This window comes from Rhodococcus sp. OS5, assembly GCF_056837585.1.
In genome coordinates, this window is the sequence record NZ_CM166368.1 from 6112760 (window position 1) to 6128654 (window position 15895).

At 61.5% G+C, this 15895-nt stretch carries 18 protein-coding genes; 7 read left to right on the forward strand and 11 right to left on the reverse strand.

Going from position 1 to position 15895, the window contains the following annotated elements; all coding sequences use genetic code 11:
• Positions 1-444 precede the first annotated feature (444 nt).
• Complete coding sequence (locus ACVZUB_RS28635) at positions 445-1110, reverse strand: TetR/AcrR family transcriptional regulator (RefSeq protein WP_054782007.1); 666 nt, start codon at positions 1108-1110, stop codon at positions 445-447.
• Positions 1111-2050: 940 nt separating this feature from the next.
• On the opposite strand from ACVZUB_RS28635, the gene ACVZUB_RS28640 reads away from it, so the two are divergent.
• Together ACVZUB_RS28640 and ACVZUB_RS28645 are read left to right on the forward strand one after the other, a co-directional pair.
• Positions 2051-3619, forward strand: a complete 1569-nt coding sequence (locus ACVZUB_RS28640) for a M28 family peptidase (protein ID WP_064689083.1) — start codon at positions 2051-2053, stop codon at positions 3617-3619.
• Between the two features lie 123 nt (positions 3620-3742).
• The gene (locus tag ACVZUB_RS28645; protein WP_058038444.1) at positions 3743-4000 is read left to right on the forward strand and encodes an oxidoreductase; all 258 of its coding nucleotides are present in this window, start codon (positions 3743-3745) and stop codon (positions 3998-4000) included.
• 182 nt (positions 4001-4182) lie between these two features.
• Here ACVZUB_RS28645 and ACVZUB_RS28650 read toward each other — a convergent pair whose 3' ends face one another.
• Together ACVZUB_RS28650 and ACVZUB_RS28655 are read right to left on the reverse strand one after the other, a co-directional pair.
• On the reverse strand, positions 4183-4677 hold the full coding sequence (locus tag ACVZUB_RS28650; RefSeq protein ID WP_058038445.1) for a DinB family protein: 495 nt from the start codon (positions 4675-4677) through the stop codon (positions 4183-4185).
• 133 nt (positions 4678-4810) lie between these two features.
• Complete coding sequence (locus tag ACVZUB_RS28655) at positions 4811-5305, reverse strand: hypothetical protein (RefSeq protein WP_341513863.1); 495 nt, start codon at positions 5303-5305, stop codon at positions 4811-4813.
• 123 nt (positions 5306-5428) lie between these two features.
• Here ACVZUB_RS28655 and ACVZUB_RS28660 point away from each other — a divergent pair, with 123 nt between their 5' ends.
• Both ACVZUB_RS28660 and ACVZUB_RS28665 read left to right on the forward strand, forming a co-directional pair.
• Positions 5429-5770, forward strand: coding sequence for a VOC family protein (locus tag ACVZUB_RS28660; protein ID WP_198402560.1), 342 nt, complete (start codon positions 5429-5431; stop codon positions 5768-5770).
• A 174-nt stretch (positions 5771-5944) separates the two neighbouring features.
• The gene (locus tag ACVZUB_RS28665) at positions 5945-6316 is read left to right on the forward strand and encodes an SdpI family protein (protein ID WP_172827069.1); all 372 of its coding nucleotides are present in this window, start codon (positions 5945-5947) and stop codon (positions 6314-6316) included.
• A gap of 44 nt (positions 6317-6360) precedes the next feature.
• Here the strand turns inward: ACVZUB_RS28665 and ACVZUB_RS28670 are convergent, their stop codons facing one another.
• The 4 genes from ACVZUB_RS28670 to ACVZUB_RS28685 all read right to left on the reverse strand — a co-directional run bounded on the left by ACVZUB_RS28670 (position 6361) and on the right by ACVZUB_RS28685 (position 9336).
• Complete coding sequence (locus tag ACVZUB_RS28670) at positions 6361-7395, reverse strand: HEAT repeat domain-containing protein (protein WP_482627999.1); 1035 nt, start codon at positions 7393-7395, stop codon at positions 6361-6363.
• Positions 7396-7408: 13 nt separating this feature from the next.
• Complete coding sequence (locus ACVZUB_RS28675) at positions 7409-8074, reverse strand: HEAT repeat domain-containing protein (RefSeq protein WP_172827070.1); 666 nt, start codon at positions 8072-8074, stop codon at positions 7409-7411.
• An 82-nt stretch (positions 8075-8156) separates the two neighbouring features.
• On the reverse strand, positions 8157-8627 hold the full coding sequence (locus ACVZUB_RS28680; RefSeq protein ID WP_003943264.1) for a DUF2269 family protein: 471 nt from the start codon (positions 8625-8627) through the stop codon (positions 8157-8159).
• Between the two features lie 34 nt (positions 8628-8661).
• On the reverse strand, positions 8662-9336 hold the full coding sequence (locus ACVZUB_RS28685) for a DJ-1/PfpI family protein (protein WP_312637602.1): 675 nt from the start codon (positions 9334-9336) through the stop codon (positions 8662-8664).
• Between the two features lie 205 nt (positions 9337-9541).
• On the opposite strand from ACVZUB_RS28685, the gene ACVZUB_RS28690 reads away from it, so the two are divergent.
• The gene (locus ACVZUB_RS28690) at positions 9542-10486 is read left to right on the forward strand and encodes a GlxA family transcriptional regulator (protein ID WP_047889416.1); all 945 of its coding nucleotides are present in this window, start codon (positions 9542-9544) and stop codon (positions 10484-10486) included.
• Between the two features lie 8 nt (positions 10487-10494).
• Here ACVZUB_RS28690 and ACVZUB_RS28695 read toward each other — a convergent pair whose 3' ends face one another.
• Both ACVZUB_RS28695 and ACVZUB_RS28700 read right to left on the reverse strand, forming a co-directional pair.
• A complete protein-coding gene (locus tag ACVZUB_RS28695) occupies positions 10495-11547 on the reverse strand; it encodes an ABC transporter substrate-binding protein (RefSeq protein WP_007735664.1) in 1053 nt (350 codons plus the stop codon).
• A gap of 162 nt (positions 11548-11709) precedes the next feature.
• A complete protein-coding gene (locus ACVZUB_RS28700; RefSeq protein ID WP_253741393.1) occupies positions 11710-12381 on the reverse strand; it encodes a DNA alkylation repair protein in 672 nt (223 codons plus the stop codon).
• Positions 12382-12527: 146 nt separating this feature from the next.
• Here ACVZUB_RS28700 and ACVZUB_RS28705 point away from each other — a divergent pair, with 146 nt between their 5' ends.
• Both ACVZUB_RS28705 and ACVZUB_RS28710 read left to right on the forward strand, forming a co-directional pair.
• The gene (locus ACVZUB_RS28705; RefSeq protein WP_176748926.1) at positions 12528-13874 is read left to right on the forward strand and encodes an APC family permease; all 1347 of its coding nucleotides are present in this window, start codon (positions 12528-12530) and stop codon (positions 13872-13874) included.
• Positions 13875-13899: 25 nt separating this feature from the next.
• Entirely contained in the window at positions 13900-14268 is a 369-nt protein-coding gene (locus tag ACVZUB_RS28710) for a hypothetical protein (protein ID WP_054188379.1), read from the forward strand.
• 50 nt (positions 14269-14318) lie between these two features.
• On the opposite strand, the gene ACVZUB_RS28715 is transcribed toward ACVZUB_RS28710, so the two are convergent.
• Both ACVZUB_RS28715 and ACVZUB_RS28720 read right to left on the reverse strand, forming a co-directional pair.
• Positions 14319-15023 (reverse strand): SDR family NAD(P)-dependent oxidoreductase, encoded by a 705-nt coding sequence (locus ACVZUB_RS28715; protein ID WP_482628000.1) that lies wholly within the window; start codon positions 15021-15023, stop codon positions 14319-14321.
• Positions 15024-15081: 58 nt separating this feature from the next.
• A complete protein-coding gene (locus ACVZUB_RS28720) occupies positions 15082-15852 on the reverse strand; it encodes a Rossmann-fold NAD(P)-binding domain-containing protein (protein ID WP_257232913.1) in 771 nt (256 codons plus the stop codon).
• Positions 15853-15895 lie beyond the last annotated feature (43 nt).

Here is a 15895-nt window from a genome sequence, read left to right on the forward strand (position 1 = left end):
GGAGGTCCGCTCAACGTTCATCGCGCCCCACTGCTCGTTGGGACGCGGACGGTAGGCTTCGTCGGCATTCCGGTCCACATACCCAAGTGCGCGGTGTGTGGTGGACAAGTACTTCCAGGGTTGAGGATGGACGCTACCGGCAAGTGCTCCGCCTTCTGTGAGTTAGTTCAGACAGGGGCGTACCCGGCGATTCGGATGATCGCGTCGACTGTCGCGGTTCTCGTGCCACCGGGCCAGAAGGCTTTGAATTCCTCCGATTTGGTCAACATGCAGCGACGTTGGGTACATGCGGTGAATGCGGCGCGGCTCGCAGTGGGCCGTTATGTCACCAGATACGACGCCCGATTGCGGCACTCGACTTGCAGCTGCCGCAATCTGTCGACCAGACAGAGCTTGCTCAGGCGATCAACCGCCTAATCGATTACTCCGCGCCCAACGCCCAGGTCACGTTCCATCCTGCGCAGAGGAGAGCATTGCAGCGATCCACACGCCGGCCTCCGCTGACAGATCGGTAACCGATCCTTCTTCAGGTTCGTCCAGTGCATCGGACGCGAGCTGTCGGATTGCGTATACCGCGCCCACATATGCACTGAGGGGTGCGCGCGGGTTACCGGGAGAGCGCTCGCGCTCTGACTTCAATGCCTGCGCCATGCCCACCAGCGCCGCTCGGCGTTGTACACGTGCGCGTCGCCCAACAGTGTCCATCTCCACCTGGAATGCCCTCGCCACCACAGGATCTGCATTCAAAGCACTCAAGTAACCGTCGACCACCACTGCGATGGTTCGATGATCCCAGGCGAAGGATGCGGTCGGCAGGACATCACGAATGCGGTTGAGCAATACTTCGATGAACCGACCGTAGGCAGCGAACACGCACGCATCTTTGTCGGGGAAACATTCGTAGAAGGCCGCGGGTGAGACCTTCGCGCGCTTGGCTATCCGACGGACTGCCACGCCCTGATATCCGGACTCCGCCATCAACTCAGTTGTCGCGATCATGAGCCGCTCACGCTGAGCGGAAAGGACCTTGTCCCTACTCAACTCGTGCCTGCCTCGAGGCAGGTCCGCCGGAGCACTGAAGAAGACACCCTCCGTGATTCTCGAAGTCAAGACCACACCTTCCCCTGCCGCAGACACGAACCGATCCAGTGAGAGTAGCCAATGAAGGATGAGGGAAAACGATGAGGGATGACCGGATGCCAGGCACACCGTGCGTACTGACGTGCTCGTTCACGTCAGCGCAACGATTGGTGAAACAGCCAGTTCAGATCTTTGAGGGGAAGGTTCCTAGGTTGACGACATCACCCTGATCGAGTTGATGATGTCAGGCTTAGTGCCGGAATTTTGTCACGCGCATCTGTGAACTCATGCTGAGTGTGGCGATGGAGTCCGGCCACACAGTTACGTCGATCACGCTGGGTTACCTAGCCGCCAGGAGTTCGGAACACATTATGGCGCAACAAATTCAGGATAGAATTGACGCATCCTGAGTGCTGCCTACGTTTGTGTTGCACCGCCACGTGCGTGACGTATGCGCCATTAGCTGGTGGCCTCGGATATTCTCGACGATCCCGAAGGGGGCATTCTGCGTTGGGTCCGATGCAGCACCCTTGATCGAGGTTTACTCCTCGTGAAGTCGAACGAACTTTGATATCGGATTTCCACCTCGCCGCCTGTTCGGCGTCGACTCCACTGCCATCCGATAGTGACACAGGCCACCCCGACACTGTATAAAAGAATCGCACGTAACTTTTATAGCTCGAAAGCCGGAGACCCCATGATCCTTGACCGTGCGATACCGACTCTCGCGACCGCCGCCACACTCGCCGACACGTGCCTCGCCACGTCAGGCGCAGTGCTGTCGTCCAGTTCGTCGGGTTCGTTCGCCCGTGTCGTGGCCTACCCCGAGTCCGCGTCTACGTACAGGACACGGGGTCATCGTGACAGCTCGAGCTCGCAGGACTCCCAGCGCTGGAGATGCAGGGGACCAGCCTTGACCGTCACGCGGACTCAGTAGCGATCGTCAACCCGAGATAGTAAGGACCCCAAGATGAACGACGAAACACATAGCAAAGCACTCAGTCGCCGCCGCATGATGCAGATGGCTGGGGCGGCAGCCGCCGGTATCGGACTACCATTGGCCACGCATAATTCGGCTGCGGCCGATCTGATTCCCAAAGCATCAACTCCAGGCACCTCGCCCGGCGACGTGTTCTCTGAGAACGCCCTGATGAGTGACGTAGAGACGATGACGTCCTTTGGCTGGCGTCGTCCGGGATCTCCCGCAGTTCGCGACGCGGCGCGATGGGTGCGCGAGTCATTCGAGCAATCCGGGCTCCAGACCCACACCGAGGAATGGGATTTCGATGTGTACTACCCGAGCGTGTGGCACGCGAAGGTAACCAATGCGGCGTCCCCTGCCCCGGCGTTGCCGTGGGAAACGAACTCGTACCCGATCTGGTACACCAGTGCAGGACAGGTCGAGGCCGAGGTTGTCCACGTCGGTGCCGGAACTGCGCGCGACTTCGACCGTGTCGACGTCAGAGGCAAGATCGCAATGGTCGAATCCGTATATCTGATCAATGTGATGAACACCGATGGAATGCTCGATGCATACGAGTCAGCCGTCGCCCACGGCGCCGTCGGCTACATCAGAACTGCCGATGCTCCGAACAATCTGACGCGGCTGACGCACGGAAAAGGTATCGACAAGAACACCTTTCGACAGAGAAAGGAAGCGTCGATCCCAGGGCTTGTCCTGGGATCGGATGACTTCAACGCAATCCGCACCGCTCTCGGTGGCGGACCGGTGACCATGTCGCTCGAGATTCGGACCGAGAATCCCCCCTTCGGTGGAACCCGCTCCGTTACCGGGGGATCGTTGGGCCCTGGAACTCACGAGCTGCGCGCAGTCATGGAAGACGTCGTGGGTGTACTTCCCGGGGTCAGTGACGAAATTGTTCTCATTGGCGCGCATTACGACAGCACCTACGGCGGCGCAATGGATAACGGCACCGGTGTTGCGGGCATGTTGGCGCTGATGCGTCATTACGCAGCGAAAGCCAGGAGCGAGCGTCCGAGAACATTGGTGTTTCTCGCGGCAGGAGGTCACGACTGCGGGGACTTCGACCTCACGCACTTTATGCAAACCCATCTAGAGGACATGCTGCCGCGCGTGATCACGTTCGCATGGCTTGACCACCTCGCCGCCGCGGGCACCATTCGTGTGACCCAGTCCTCGGTCGATATCCCCACCGGGCTGGACGAGATCAGGGGCGTACTCGGCTCTTTCAATCCTGTGTTGCTGAACCTCGTACTTCAGGAGTGCGTTCAGAATGGAGTCGTCCCGCCCATTCCGCTCCCGATCAAGTCATCTCTGGCGCGAGTCCCCGATTTCGTCCCGAGCTTTGACATAACGACAGCGCATTCGCGGTATCACACGATCGAAGACACGATCGACCGGATCCCTCCGGCCTCACTTCGGCAAATGACCCTCGTCCTGAGAGACGTTGTAGACGCGCTGCACACTGTCGATAGTGATCTGATCCGAAACGCTCAACCCGTCGGCGGTGACGGCAACTCGACACCTGTTCGAGGCGCAGTGCGTGGATGTTGCTGAGACGAATCAAGAACCTCGACGGGCTATGACACTGAGCCGACACCGCGCCGTGGATGCAGATCAATCACCCTGTTCGGCAATCTCATCGGCTCAGCTGGACGAAGCCCGTCGCGGCCAGAGCGATTGCGGGCGAGGGTCTCCGGCAATGTCGCGCCCCGTGCCCTGACCGAACTGGAGATCCTCGAAATCATCGGTCGGTTCGTTACCGCGTCGGCGGTGGCCGAAACTGCCGAGTTCGACGGAGTAAAGATCCATGCCGCGCCCGGCTACCTCGTCGTCACCCAGTTCCTGTCGCAGCCGGCCTCGCTGATCGAAGCAACCGTCCCATCTGCCGAGGAATGCCACGTGGTCGTCGTCACACTCTACCGCTGCGGCGAGTAGTCGGTCGGTGCTTCGTTTCCAGGATTGGCGTCCATAGCCTTGAGTCCCAGCGGCAACGTCGACGCGTGCGACCAGAGAGGCTGGTCACTCTCGATGTGAAACCAATTACCCTCCGCTTCAGACAGATTCAACTTCGGCGAGACCTATCGTCTTCACCGGGAACTCTATTCCTTGTTACAGCGTCACCGGCCGGTCGAACCGTCGATCAGTTCGCGGAGGATGTCAGCGTGGCCGGCATGGCGTCCGGTCTCTTCGATCATGTGCACGAGCGCCCAGCGGACACTGGGAGCGGGTCGTTTCGCCCCCGGTCGCGGGATGGGCGCGGCAAGATCTGTGCATCCGTCGAGAACTGCGTTGGCACGCTCGACCGTCTCGCGATAGCGACTGACGACACCGTCCACGCTGTCTTCCGATGACGGCTGAAACGTCGCTTTCCAATCCGTCACGTTTTCTGCGAGAAACATCGATCGTTCGACAAAGATCAAGTGATTGACCAGCCCGAGCAAGGTTGTCCCCGACGGAACAATTGTGGTGCACACCTGAGGTTCCGGAGCACCCTCGACCTTGGCAGCGATCGAATCACGCAAGTAGTCGAGAAACGCGCGTGGCGTATCGACCTCGCTGTTTCCGGCCCGGGGCGGTGGGGCATCACGGCGGCTGCGACGCGACGCTGCCATGGTGGTTCTCCTTCCTCGGTGAAGAACGACATAGAGGCTTCATTCCTGGGTGGGCAGAACCGATCCTTCCGAATTCACTCCGATCCCGCATCAAATTTTGCTGTTGCGGCAAGGGCCGGCTTCATCGCCGGTATCACCGCGCCGAATGCAGGTCGTGCACAAGTTGGGGCCTCCGCAACTTGCCGATCTCGAAAGGCCACCGCCGCAGCGGATAGGCGAGACGAGCCACGAAATAATTGGCGTACTCGGCGACGCCGAAAGCCCACACCGCCACGACTCCCACAGCCGCGCCGGAGTGATCTGGTAGCCAGATGACAACGCCGAGAAGAGCTATCGCCAACAAGAGAACATCGAGGACCCGAAACACGCGGTAGAGCGCTGCGAGGCGGACCGGCATCGGTGCCTGCTCGACCCAGCCTCGCGCAAGCAGCCAGTAGACACCTGCTTGTACGAGTATCACAAGCAGTGGGGCCAGCGCCGACCACAACGCAGCGGAGTCTTTCGGACCTTCGAGCCGAGGCATCACGACGCCGACAGCCACAGCGGCAAATACGGCCGCGGCCGCCAGTTCGCCGAGGCCGAGGCTCAGGTACCTGCGTCGCAAACTCTTTCGCCGTTGATCTACCACGCAAGAAACCCTATCCGCCGATCACTCCGCAGCGGGTGCGCAGCAGCTGCAGGGCTTTGCCTAAGATCGATCGAAAGGCAGTCACGTGTAAAGAGGTTGTGGTGTGTGATGGTGCGATTGGCCATGGTTACGTTCGATGCAACGGATGCCCGATCACTTGCCACCTGGTGGTCGGAGCGATTCGGCGAGGCGAGTACCGATGGTGACGAAGATTTCCTGACGGTGACGGCCCCGGATCTCCCACTCACTCTCGGTTTCCAACGGATCGATCAGGCTCGCAGCCAAAGGAATACGGTTCACCTCGACTTCGACCTCGAACCGCAGGATCCTCCGCGGGACGAGGTCGTCGCGACGTTTGTCGCGGCAGGAGCAGCCCACATCGAGCGCCATGAGTCGGGCGGATCAATTTGGGACGTGTTGGCGGATCCGGCGGGAAACCTTTTCTGCGTGGGTGATCCGCATTAGGGTCTGTCCGACAACCAGTCCGAGATCGAGTCCACTGCTCATTCGGCAAAGCTTGAAAGTGCGTCACCCGCACAGCCGTACATGCATTCGTTCGCATACGGTCGGGTGTGTCCCAGCGGCAACCCAGACTGGAATGTCCGCTGTGTCAAATCTGCCGACAGGGGGGCTGGACGGGTGGGATCGCCTGACTTACTGGGTCTGACGGCCTCGCTGTCGTCGTCGACGCTTATCCTCGCCTTCGTTGCTGGGCTCATGCCGCGACTGGTCGGTGATGAACCGAATCCCGTTGTCGGCATACGAACGAAGGCAACGATCTCGAGCCCCGAGGCGTGGCAATTGGCCCATCGGATTGCGTGGCCCCTTCTACGCCGGACGGTGTGGACAGCCGTAGTGGGACTGTGCATGCAGGTCGCCATCGGTGTCGTGACAGGTTTCGGATCTGTGGTGTCGGCTGTCGCCTCAACAGTCGTGTTTCTAGCGGTGCTCCTTGTCCTGCTCTGTGCAGCGTTGAAGGGCAACGCCGCGGCAAAATCGTTGCGGCGCTGACCACCCGGGCCCGCATTTTTCAGAGGTGCCCTAGTTCTCCGATTTCAGTTCCCGATACGCGGTCGTTCGCATCGGCGTGGTCCACGGTCCCGCATCGCGAGGATCGCCGCTGCCGTGGACGCGACCGTCTTGTCGTCGTCGCGTGTCAGCCGGGCGAGCGCTTCCCGGGCCGCCGCGCCGGGAATCTCAGCGAGTGCCTGCGTGATTCGCAACCTCGTCGGGGCGTTGTCAGTGCCGTCGAGCCTTGCCTGCACGGCATCGACGACCTCACCGCTTGTCGGTGAGTGCTCCGCGAGAAGACCGAGCACCTCTCCGGCCTCGACGTCGCGTCGCCCGTCGGCGACCATCTCGAGGAGAGCGGGCATCGAGACGGCCTCTCCGCGAGATCCGAGGGTGAGAGCGGCATCAGCGCGGACTATCGCGTCCGAATCATCGAGAGCTCGCTTCAGCGCCCGAGTTGCTTCCTCGGTGTGGATCCCGGAGATGGCCGACGTCGCGCGGCGTCGAACCTCGACGTCCTCCGATTCGAGGCCCTTCGTGAGACCTGCAAGGCCCGCACCTTCGGTCCTCGCCAACGCCCACTGCAACGCTCCGGCCACGTTGGCATCCTTCTCCGACAGGATGGCCTCGACGAGTGCGTCGACGGGCAACGCCGCATTCAGCTCCTGCGACAGGATCGCTTGCTGACGATGGGCAGCGAACTCGGATTCGAGTGCACGCAACAGTGAGACCATGCGTAGGACGTCGTCCCACTCCGAAGGGGCGCTGGCATCGACCCTTTCGAGTTTGGTCAGCAATTCCTCCTCCGCCGCGATCCGTTGCCGAGTGTGTTGCATGAGTTCACCCACCAAATCGGCCGGCGCGAAGTCGGGTTCGTCCAGTGCACGCTTGGCCTCGTTCAACGAGAGCCCCAACGTCCTCAAGCTCTCGACGTGGAAGAGTCGACGGATGTCGTCGGCGGAGTACTCCCGGTAACCGCTGGACGTGCGGCCCGTCGGCTTTACCAGTCCCAAGGTGTCGTAGTGACGCAGCATCCGTGTGCTGACACCACAACGCCGCGAGACCTCGCCGATCAACATCCGTCTCCCCTTCCTACGCGTCCGGGCCGATTGCCGCGACGCGCTTCGCCAACTCGTGAGAGAGTGCGAACCCACCGTCGGGGTCGTGCCAGAGTTGCTTTGTAGCATCAGCATGCGCCCGGACACGCGGATTCGGGCTCATACCGGCCGCGTCGAGCACCGGGAGTACAGCCTCGCCGAGCCCGGTCAAAGCACGGCTCAGACTGAGCTGCATCTGCAGTTCACCCCGCCCGAGTTCGGTCGCCAGATCCGCTGCGAGTGCACCCTCGACTCCTGCCGGCACGAGTGCCACTGCGGCGCGCCACGCACTGCGCGCGACCTCGTCGTCCTGGTCGTGCACCAGCGCAGAGACCTCGGGCCACGCGATCGGATCGCCGATCTTGGACAAGGTGTGGAGCGCCTGACTGCGGGCTTGCGAACCATCGGACCCGAGCTCACGGATCAGCCTCGGCACCGTAATTTCGGCCGGCAAGCGGCACAATGCCCAGGTCAGCATGTCGCGGACGAAGAAGTCCGGCTCGACGGCGCACCGATCGATCAGGGCATCCGTCAGCTCAGGGTCCGGGCGCGTGCCGACAGCGAGCGCGGCGCGCAGCCGAACCGAGGGATCAGCCGCGGCCAATGCGTCGACGAGGTGAGCATTCTGTCCACCATGGTTGGTTGTGTTCACGACAACCACCTCCTTCGTCGACCATTGGAGTCCTTGTCACTGTGTCAAGGTCAAGCGTCGCTGTCTCCGACACGGGAAATATCGCCTCGGATCACACGCCGGTTGTCGATCCTGGCCGAAAGATCATCAACACGACGACAACGACCCAGAGCAGATTGAAGATCCCCGTCGCTGTGCCCAGTCGACGGGTGAGCCGCGTTGCGACATCCACAACGGACCCGGTTCCTTCGATCGCCGCCATTGTCAGCCGTTGGGCGGGAAGCACGACCGCGGTGAGTATCACGGCGGCAACGACGGTGAGTGCGATCGAGGTGAGGATCCACAGGTCACCGAGCACTCCGAGATTGACGGCGGTGGCGACACCGAGCATCGGAACGACAACGCCGATCGTGGCATACACCCGAACGATGCGATGCAGCATGCCCGTCGTCGCAACACTGGCGCTGTCCGGATCGGCGAGCGCGGCGCGACTCGCCACCGGGAACATACTCGCCGCCACAGCGACGGGGCCGATGGCAAGAATGGCCGCAATCACGTGGAGGGACAGCAGGATTCCGGTCATGGGATTTCTCGCGTTTCGGTACGCACAAGCGTATTCACGCAGCGTCCGGGGCGAAGGTGATTACAGGCTCGGCGCCATTGGCCGACCACACCGTTCCACGACGCTCGTAGTCGAAGAGCGCTTCGACCTCGAGACTTATCCGGGGCCCGAGGCATCGTTCCAACAGGTACAGGCCAAGGTCGAGACCGGATGTCACACCGCCGGCGGTGATCAGGTCACCGTCGTCGACGATTCGCGCCTGGATCGGAATAACGCCGCCGGCCGCCAGTGCGTCCACGGCAAGATGGTGTGTCACGGCGCGGCGCCCTTCGAGAAGCCCCGCCATCGCCAGCGCCAAAGATCCTCCACAGACGGTCGCAACAAGAACACCAGGATCGTCGAGTGCACGCCGCATCATGACAGGCAGTTCGGTTTCCGTTGTGGCCGCGAGTCTTTCCGGCAAACTGGTGCCCGGCTGGTCCGCATCGGGTTCGAAGAGACCCGAAGCTCCAGGAACGATGATCAGATCCGCGTGTTCGACACCGAGGGTTGCAGTGGCGGTCATAGCGAGTTCACCACTTCCGCTCAGGACAGTCCGAGGCCCCTCCGCACTGACGAGTTCGACACTCAACGCCCCACCGCTGGCGAGACCCCCGGCGTAGAGCACCTCGTACGGACCCACGACATCCATGGGATCGAATCCGTCGAACAACACGATCTGCGCGTGCACTGCAACCTCCGATTTTGTGCGACGCGCTCCTGTGCGCGTCGCTGTTCCTACGACAGTAGGAGGAAGTTGACCCCTGCGGCGACGGCTGAAAGCCAACCTTCGACGGCTTTCAGCCAACCTCACATATTCTGTGAAATACCAGTTGAGAGGATATTTCACGACACGAGATCACAGAATCTCGCGCCACATACGCTACGTTTCAGACATGCATGACGTTGCAGTTCTCGCGTTGCCCGGAGTGGTGCCGATGGACCTGGCAGCACCCCTCGAAGTCTTCGGACGATGCAGGCTCCCCTCGGGTGCACCGGCGTACCGGACCTCCGTGTGCGCGCTCACCGAGGAGGTGGAGACCGGAACGTTCACGATGCGAGTACCGCACGGACTCTCACGCCTCGCCCAGGCAAGCACGATCATCATCCCGGGCACCGCCGATCTCGACGTGCCGATCGACCCCGAGATCATCGAAGCCCTCAGAACTGCCGCGGATCGCGGCACGCGCATCGCCTCACTGTGCGTCGGCGCATTCACCCTCGCCGACACAGGCCTGCTCGACGGACTTCGCGCGACGACGCACTGGGCGGCTGCGTCGGAGTTGGCCCGCCGGCACCCGGCTATCGACGTCGACGCTGCCGTTCTCTACGTAGACAACGGGCACGTCCTGACTTCCGCCGGCGCCGCGGCCGCACTCGACCTGTGTCTGTACATGGTTCGTCAGGACTACGGGTCCGCGGTCGCCGCCGACACGGCGCGGCTGAGTGTGATGCCGCTCGAACGTGCCGGAGGGCAAGCACAATTCATCGTTCACGAGCCTCCCGTACCCAGCGGAACAACCCTTCGACCACTACTGAACTGGATGGAAGAGAACCTCGGGGAGCAACTCGACATCACGACAATCGCGGCCAAGGCAACGATGAGCACTCGCACGCTCAACCGCCGCTTCCAGGAACAAATCGGTACAACGCCGTTGCAGTGGCTCCATCACGCGCGGCTCCGCCAAGCGCAATTTCTGCTCGAGACTACCGACCACTCGATCGAACGTGTTGCGGGACAAGTCGGATTCAATGCCGTCACCACGTTCCGCGAACGCTTCCGAGACCTGGTCGGCACCAGCCCACAGCGGTACCGGACACAGTTTCGAACTTCCCGCTAGCGGGCCGGTCAGCCCTTGACGTTGCCGGCAGCGGTGTTCAGAACTGTGGCGACGTCGTCGAGGATGTACGGGATGGTCAGGACCGTCAGTCCGCCGAACGCGAAGTTCTTGTCGACGCTGAAGTCCTTGGTGGATGCCGTACGCCCATCGACGATCACCGGCTGAGCTGCCACCAGTGGCTCGGCGAGGAACGCGTTCAGAGAGTCCTTGTCGTAGGCCACCACGAACAGCACGTCAGACGCAATCAGCGGCGCCTGCTCGGTGCTCAGCTCGAAGTACACGGCCTCGGGATCCTTGGCGGGATCGGCCTGCTGGATCGTCGGCTCGTTCTTCAGACCCAGCTGCTCGAGGAACTCGACACGCACGTCGGCGTTCTTACTCACCGCGAAGGTGCTCGGACTGTTCGGGAGTCCGATGGTGACGGTCTTACCTTGCAACGCAGGGTTCTTCGCAGCCGTCGCGCTGATCGCGGCGTTGGTCTTGTCGATGAGCGTGCCGGCCTCGGCCTGTTTACCCAGCGCCTGACCGGCGATGGTCACCTGGTCTTGCCACGACGCGGTCCACGGCTCGTCCTGGAAGGAAACCACCGGCGCGATCTTCGACAGTGCGTCGAATTCCTGCTGAGTGAGCCCGGAGTACGGGGCGAAGATGAGATCTGGTTCAGCCTTGGCGAACTGCTCGACAGGTGCTTCGCCCGTTCCGTCACCCGACAACAAGATCGGCTGCTCGCCACCGAGCTTGTCGAGTGCCTCGGCGTCCCACTTCAGAATGCCCTGCGCGTCGGCCCCGTACTGAGGTCCGGAGAAAGTGGGCATCGCGACCGGGACGACACCGAGCGCCAGGAGGGCGTCCTGATTGGACCATCCCCAGGTTGCGACCCGCCTGGGCTCCTCCTTGATCTCGGCCGTGCCGAGGGCCGACGTGATCGTCACCGGGAACGCGGCGTCGACTGCGGATGAAGTCCGGGTGCTGTCTTTGTCGTCGGTGCTGTCTTTGTCGCCGTTGCTGCTGCAGGCCGCCATTCCGGCCGCCAGCCCGCACGCCGCCACGACGGCTACCATCCGGCGGACACGGCTGCCACCACTTCGTCGCTCTGACAGCCCTCGTCCCAAAATTCTCGCCACGCCAGGACCTCCCGGTCGATCGACCTGCTCAGACACCCCGAGCGGGTGACGGCGCCTAACGTAGCACGAAGGTAACCCTATCCTCAGTTGTCGTGCGCTCTACTTTGCCCTCTGTCGTCGCACCATCTCCGCGATCCAGATGGGCGCAAACGGCGAGGTGCAGTTCGGTGGAGTCGGGTAATCCTCGAGCACCCGCAGTCGCTCACCGATCTCGATTGCCCGGGCGCGGTACTCGGCATGTTCGATCCCGATCTGAGCCAGGCAGTGATTCATCGCCCATTGCAGGCGATCAGGAGCATCCTTCATCTCCGCCTCGATGACGTCGAGCGATCCTGAAAGATCAAGTCCCTCAGGCTTCTTCGCTACGCGCTCGGTAGTCAGAGCCCACCCGGCGCTAGCGACCACAGGATCAGGGTCAGCGGTCCAGGCCACCCGCAACTCCTCGGCATGCGGGTTCTTCTTCACCACGTAATTGACGAGCCAGTCCTGCACCTTGGGAGTGCGGGCCTCTCGCAACATGACATCCAACTCGTCACGCTCGAACGCCTTCGGGCGGCAGATCAAAAGGGCCAACAATCGCGCCGCGGTATCGCCCGTCGCCCAAAGCTGTTGTGCGAGTTCCTGCTGAGTCTTCAATCGCTTCGCAACAGCGCGCAGTTTTGTGAGGTTCACACCGTGATCGTCACCGTGTTTCTTGTTCACCGCGCGCGCCTTCGGATCCTCGAGCGCAGCCAGCTCGTCCATCACCGCGGCAACCGTCGTTTCAGCCACGTCGTCCTCCAGTCACTACTTCTGCGATTCACCTACAAGCAAAGCACGAGAAGGCGAGCGACCCACGTTTGAAACTTCGACCACTGGGTACATGTCTGCTCCTGAGGTGGCGGCACGTCACCATGAAGACAGGACGAACCTTGCATATGCGACGCGCCGCGGGTGCTGAGAACGTGGACGAAACCGCACGCGGAGATGAAGACGGCGGTAAGAGCGTTCTCACTCGGGCCATAACCGGCCCACTCCTTTTCGTGTTCATCCTCGGAGACGTTCTGGGTGCCGGCATCTACGCATTGGTGGGCGTCATCGCCGGTGAAGTTGGTGGAGCCGTCTGGGTACCACTGCTCGTAGCGCTCGTCATGGCATTGCTGACAGCAACGTCGTATGCCGAACTGGTCACCAAATATCCGCGGGCGGGCGGTGCAGCAGTATTCGCCCAACGGGCGTATCGGAAACCACTGATCTCGTTCCTTGTCGGCTTCTCGATGCTGGCGGCCGGCGTAACTAGTGCGGCGGGACTCGCCCTCGCCTTCTCGGGCGACTATCTCAAAGCCTTCATCGACGTCCCTACCGTTCCAGCGGCGCTCGTCTTCCTGCTCGTGGTGGGACTTCTCAATGCCAGAGGCATCAAGGAGTCGATGCGCGCCAACGTCGTCATGACAGTCGTGGAGGTCACCGGGCTCGTCCTCGTTGTCGTCCTCGCTTGCATAGTTCTCGGGCGCGGCGACGGAACCCTGAGCCGCGTCGTGGAGTTCGACGACAGCCGATCGCCTGCACTCGCGGTGCTGGCTGCGGCACTCCTCGCGTACTACTCTTTTGTCGGCTTCGAAACGTCCGCGAACGTCGCCGAAGAAGTGAAGAACGTGAGCAAGGTCTACCCACGCGCACTGTTCGGAGCATTGCTGACAGCCGGCGCCGCCTATGTCCTTGTCGGCCTGGCTGTCTCGGTGGTCCTGCCCGCCGACGAACTTGCCGCATCCTCCGGGCCACTGCTCGAAGTTGTGTCAGCCGCCGACGTCGGCGTTCCGCCTCGCCTGTTCAGCCTGATCGCGTTGGTCGCAGTCGCCAACGGCGCACTGCTGACAATGATCATGGCGAGCAGGCTGACATACGGGATGGCATCGGAAGGCTTGCTCCCGAGCGTCTTCGCTCGGGTACTGCCGCAGCGACGGACCCCCTGGGTGGCGATTATCGCGACCACCGCCGTCGCCATGGCTCTCTGTGTCACCGGATCACTGTCAGCCCTGGCGGAGACGGTGGTACTCCTGCTGCTTTTCGTATTCATCAGCACCAACATCGCCGTCCTGGTTCTGCGCCGTGACGCAGTGCAACACAAACACTTCCGAACGCCGATCATCTTCCCGATCCTCGCTCTCGGTACGTGCGTTGCGTTGCTCACCCAGCAGAGCGCTGCGACGTGGTTACGCGCATCATTACTCTTGGCCGTCGGAGTAGTGCTGTACGCCCTCTCCCACCGCCGATCCACGAAGTGAGGTGCGATGTACAGGAGCCGGTGTGATGACCGACAGTTCTGACGCGTCAGATGTAATTCAGCGTCGAGAGCGAAAGATCAACAGGCGAACCCTGACGTACGGCTTGTCAGTCGTTCTGGCTACCGCGGTTTTGGTTATCGCGATCGTGTGGTTGGGCTCCCGGCGGGGCGAATGCTTCGGTACCGACACCTTGCTGTGCTCACAGAAGGATCGCCGACTGGCGGTCTTCGTCCCGAGCCTGATGTTGCTGCTCGGGACCGTGGGTGCGTTCTTGCGAGCCTCCCTGCGATTGCACCGCCTGCGGCGCCTCTACATCCGGCCGTACATGGCGTGGGGCTTGGCGGGCCTCACCCTGACGTATCTGACCGGAGCTTACTTCTTGATCGGGGTCTAGATTCTCTGAATACGTCTGTTCAGCAACCAGATTGAGTCGACAGCCGCAAATCAGAATCGCGGATCGTCGATCGCAGTGAGGACTACTTCCCGCACTGACGTCGAAGACGACAAACTCGAGATCGAGCGCACCGTATCCACAACGTCATGTACCGGGACCAGAGATCCCTCTCCCCTGGCGGCAGCGACGTCTCGGGGCACGTCGAGTCCGTCTTCTGTATTGAGATATCCGAGATGAAGGACAGTCACAGCGAGTCTGTCCTTCCGGTAGCCCTCTCTCAACGCGTCGGCAATGCCGTTGATCGCGAACTTCGATGCACCGAACGCAACCTCCGGCCTACCGCTTCGCGGGAGTCCCGAGGTGGACCCGGTCAAGATGATCCGAGGTCGAGGACGGCCGATCATTCTCGGGATCAGGCGCTTGAGCAGGAGAATTGTGGCCGTGATGTTGGCGTTGATCATTTCGAGCATTTCGACATCAGATTGATCTGTGAACGCATAATCGGAAGTGAAGGCATCCCCTTCCCAAATTCCGACGTTGCAGATCAGGGTATCTACACCACCGACAACCTCCTGATCGATCGAATTCGCTGCCGTAACAGGGTCGGTCAGGTCGGCTTCGATCCACTCGGAGACGTCGAACCCGTCAGGACGCCGACGCGATATGCCGAGAACTTCGTCGCCATCGCTCCTCAGACCCTCGATCAAAGCACGACCAAGACCTCGGCTCGCACCGACAACAACCGCCCTCGCCACAATTACACCCTTCGTCGCTTGCTCATTCCCATCCTATCGATCCGGTGGTCGCCGATAATCAGCTCGTCAGGTTCGAGTGATCACGAAAAGTGTCGGAAAGTGAACGAGGCTCCCTCCCGAGCACCTCGTGCACACCGTTGGAAATGTAATCGTCACGACCTTTGGATATCGCAACGAACAGGTTTGTCAGCGACTGCACGAAAGATTCAGGAATTCCCATACGGGTTGCGTCGGATTTCCATTCGAGGACGGAGATCGATTCGAATCTCCCTGCATCCGTGCCAGTTACATCAGCGAGGACCCGGAGGGCTTCCTCGAACGAGTAGGACTTCGGACCCGTCAGCGGCAAAGGACCGCTCGGCGAAGGGTCGTCCATCGAAAGGATGGAGGAGGCCACTTCTGCGATGTCTCGGTAATCGATGAACGGCTCCGAACCGGTTCCCGCCGGGAGCCTCAATGTGCCGGTGGCCTGAAGTTGTCCCGCGAACATACCCGTCGTGAAATTCTGCGCGAACCAACTCGGTTGAAGGAAAGTGCTCTTCACCGCCGACTGGGCAAACGCGAATTCGGCCCCGACAGCTATGCCGTCACCACTGACGGATGGGTTTCGAGCGGTCAGAACAACTGCGTGCTCCACGCCGCAATTCTCCAAAAGGTCCACGAAGGCACCAAAATCCACCACTCTTTCGGGCAGCACCACGTACGCGCGCGAGACGCCTTCGACTGCTTGCCGCCACGTGTCCTGCGTGAACCAGTCGAAGGGCGTAGACCGAGACGAACGGGAGGCTCGCCGTACCGCGTGTCCTTCGCTCTCCAGTGAATCCGCCACTATCCGACCAGTTTGGCCAGTACTTCCGAGTACCAAAATCTCT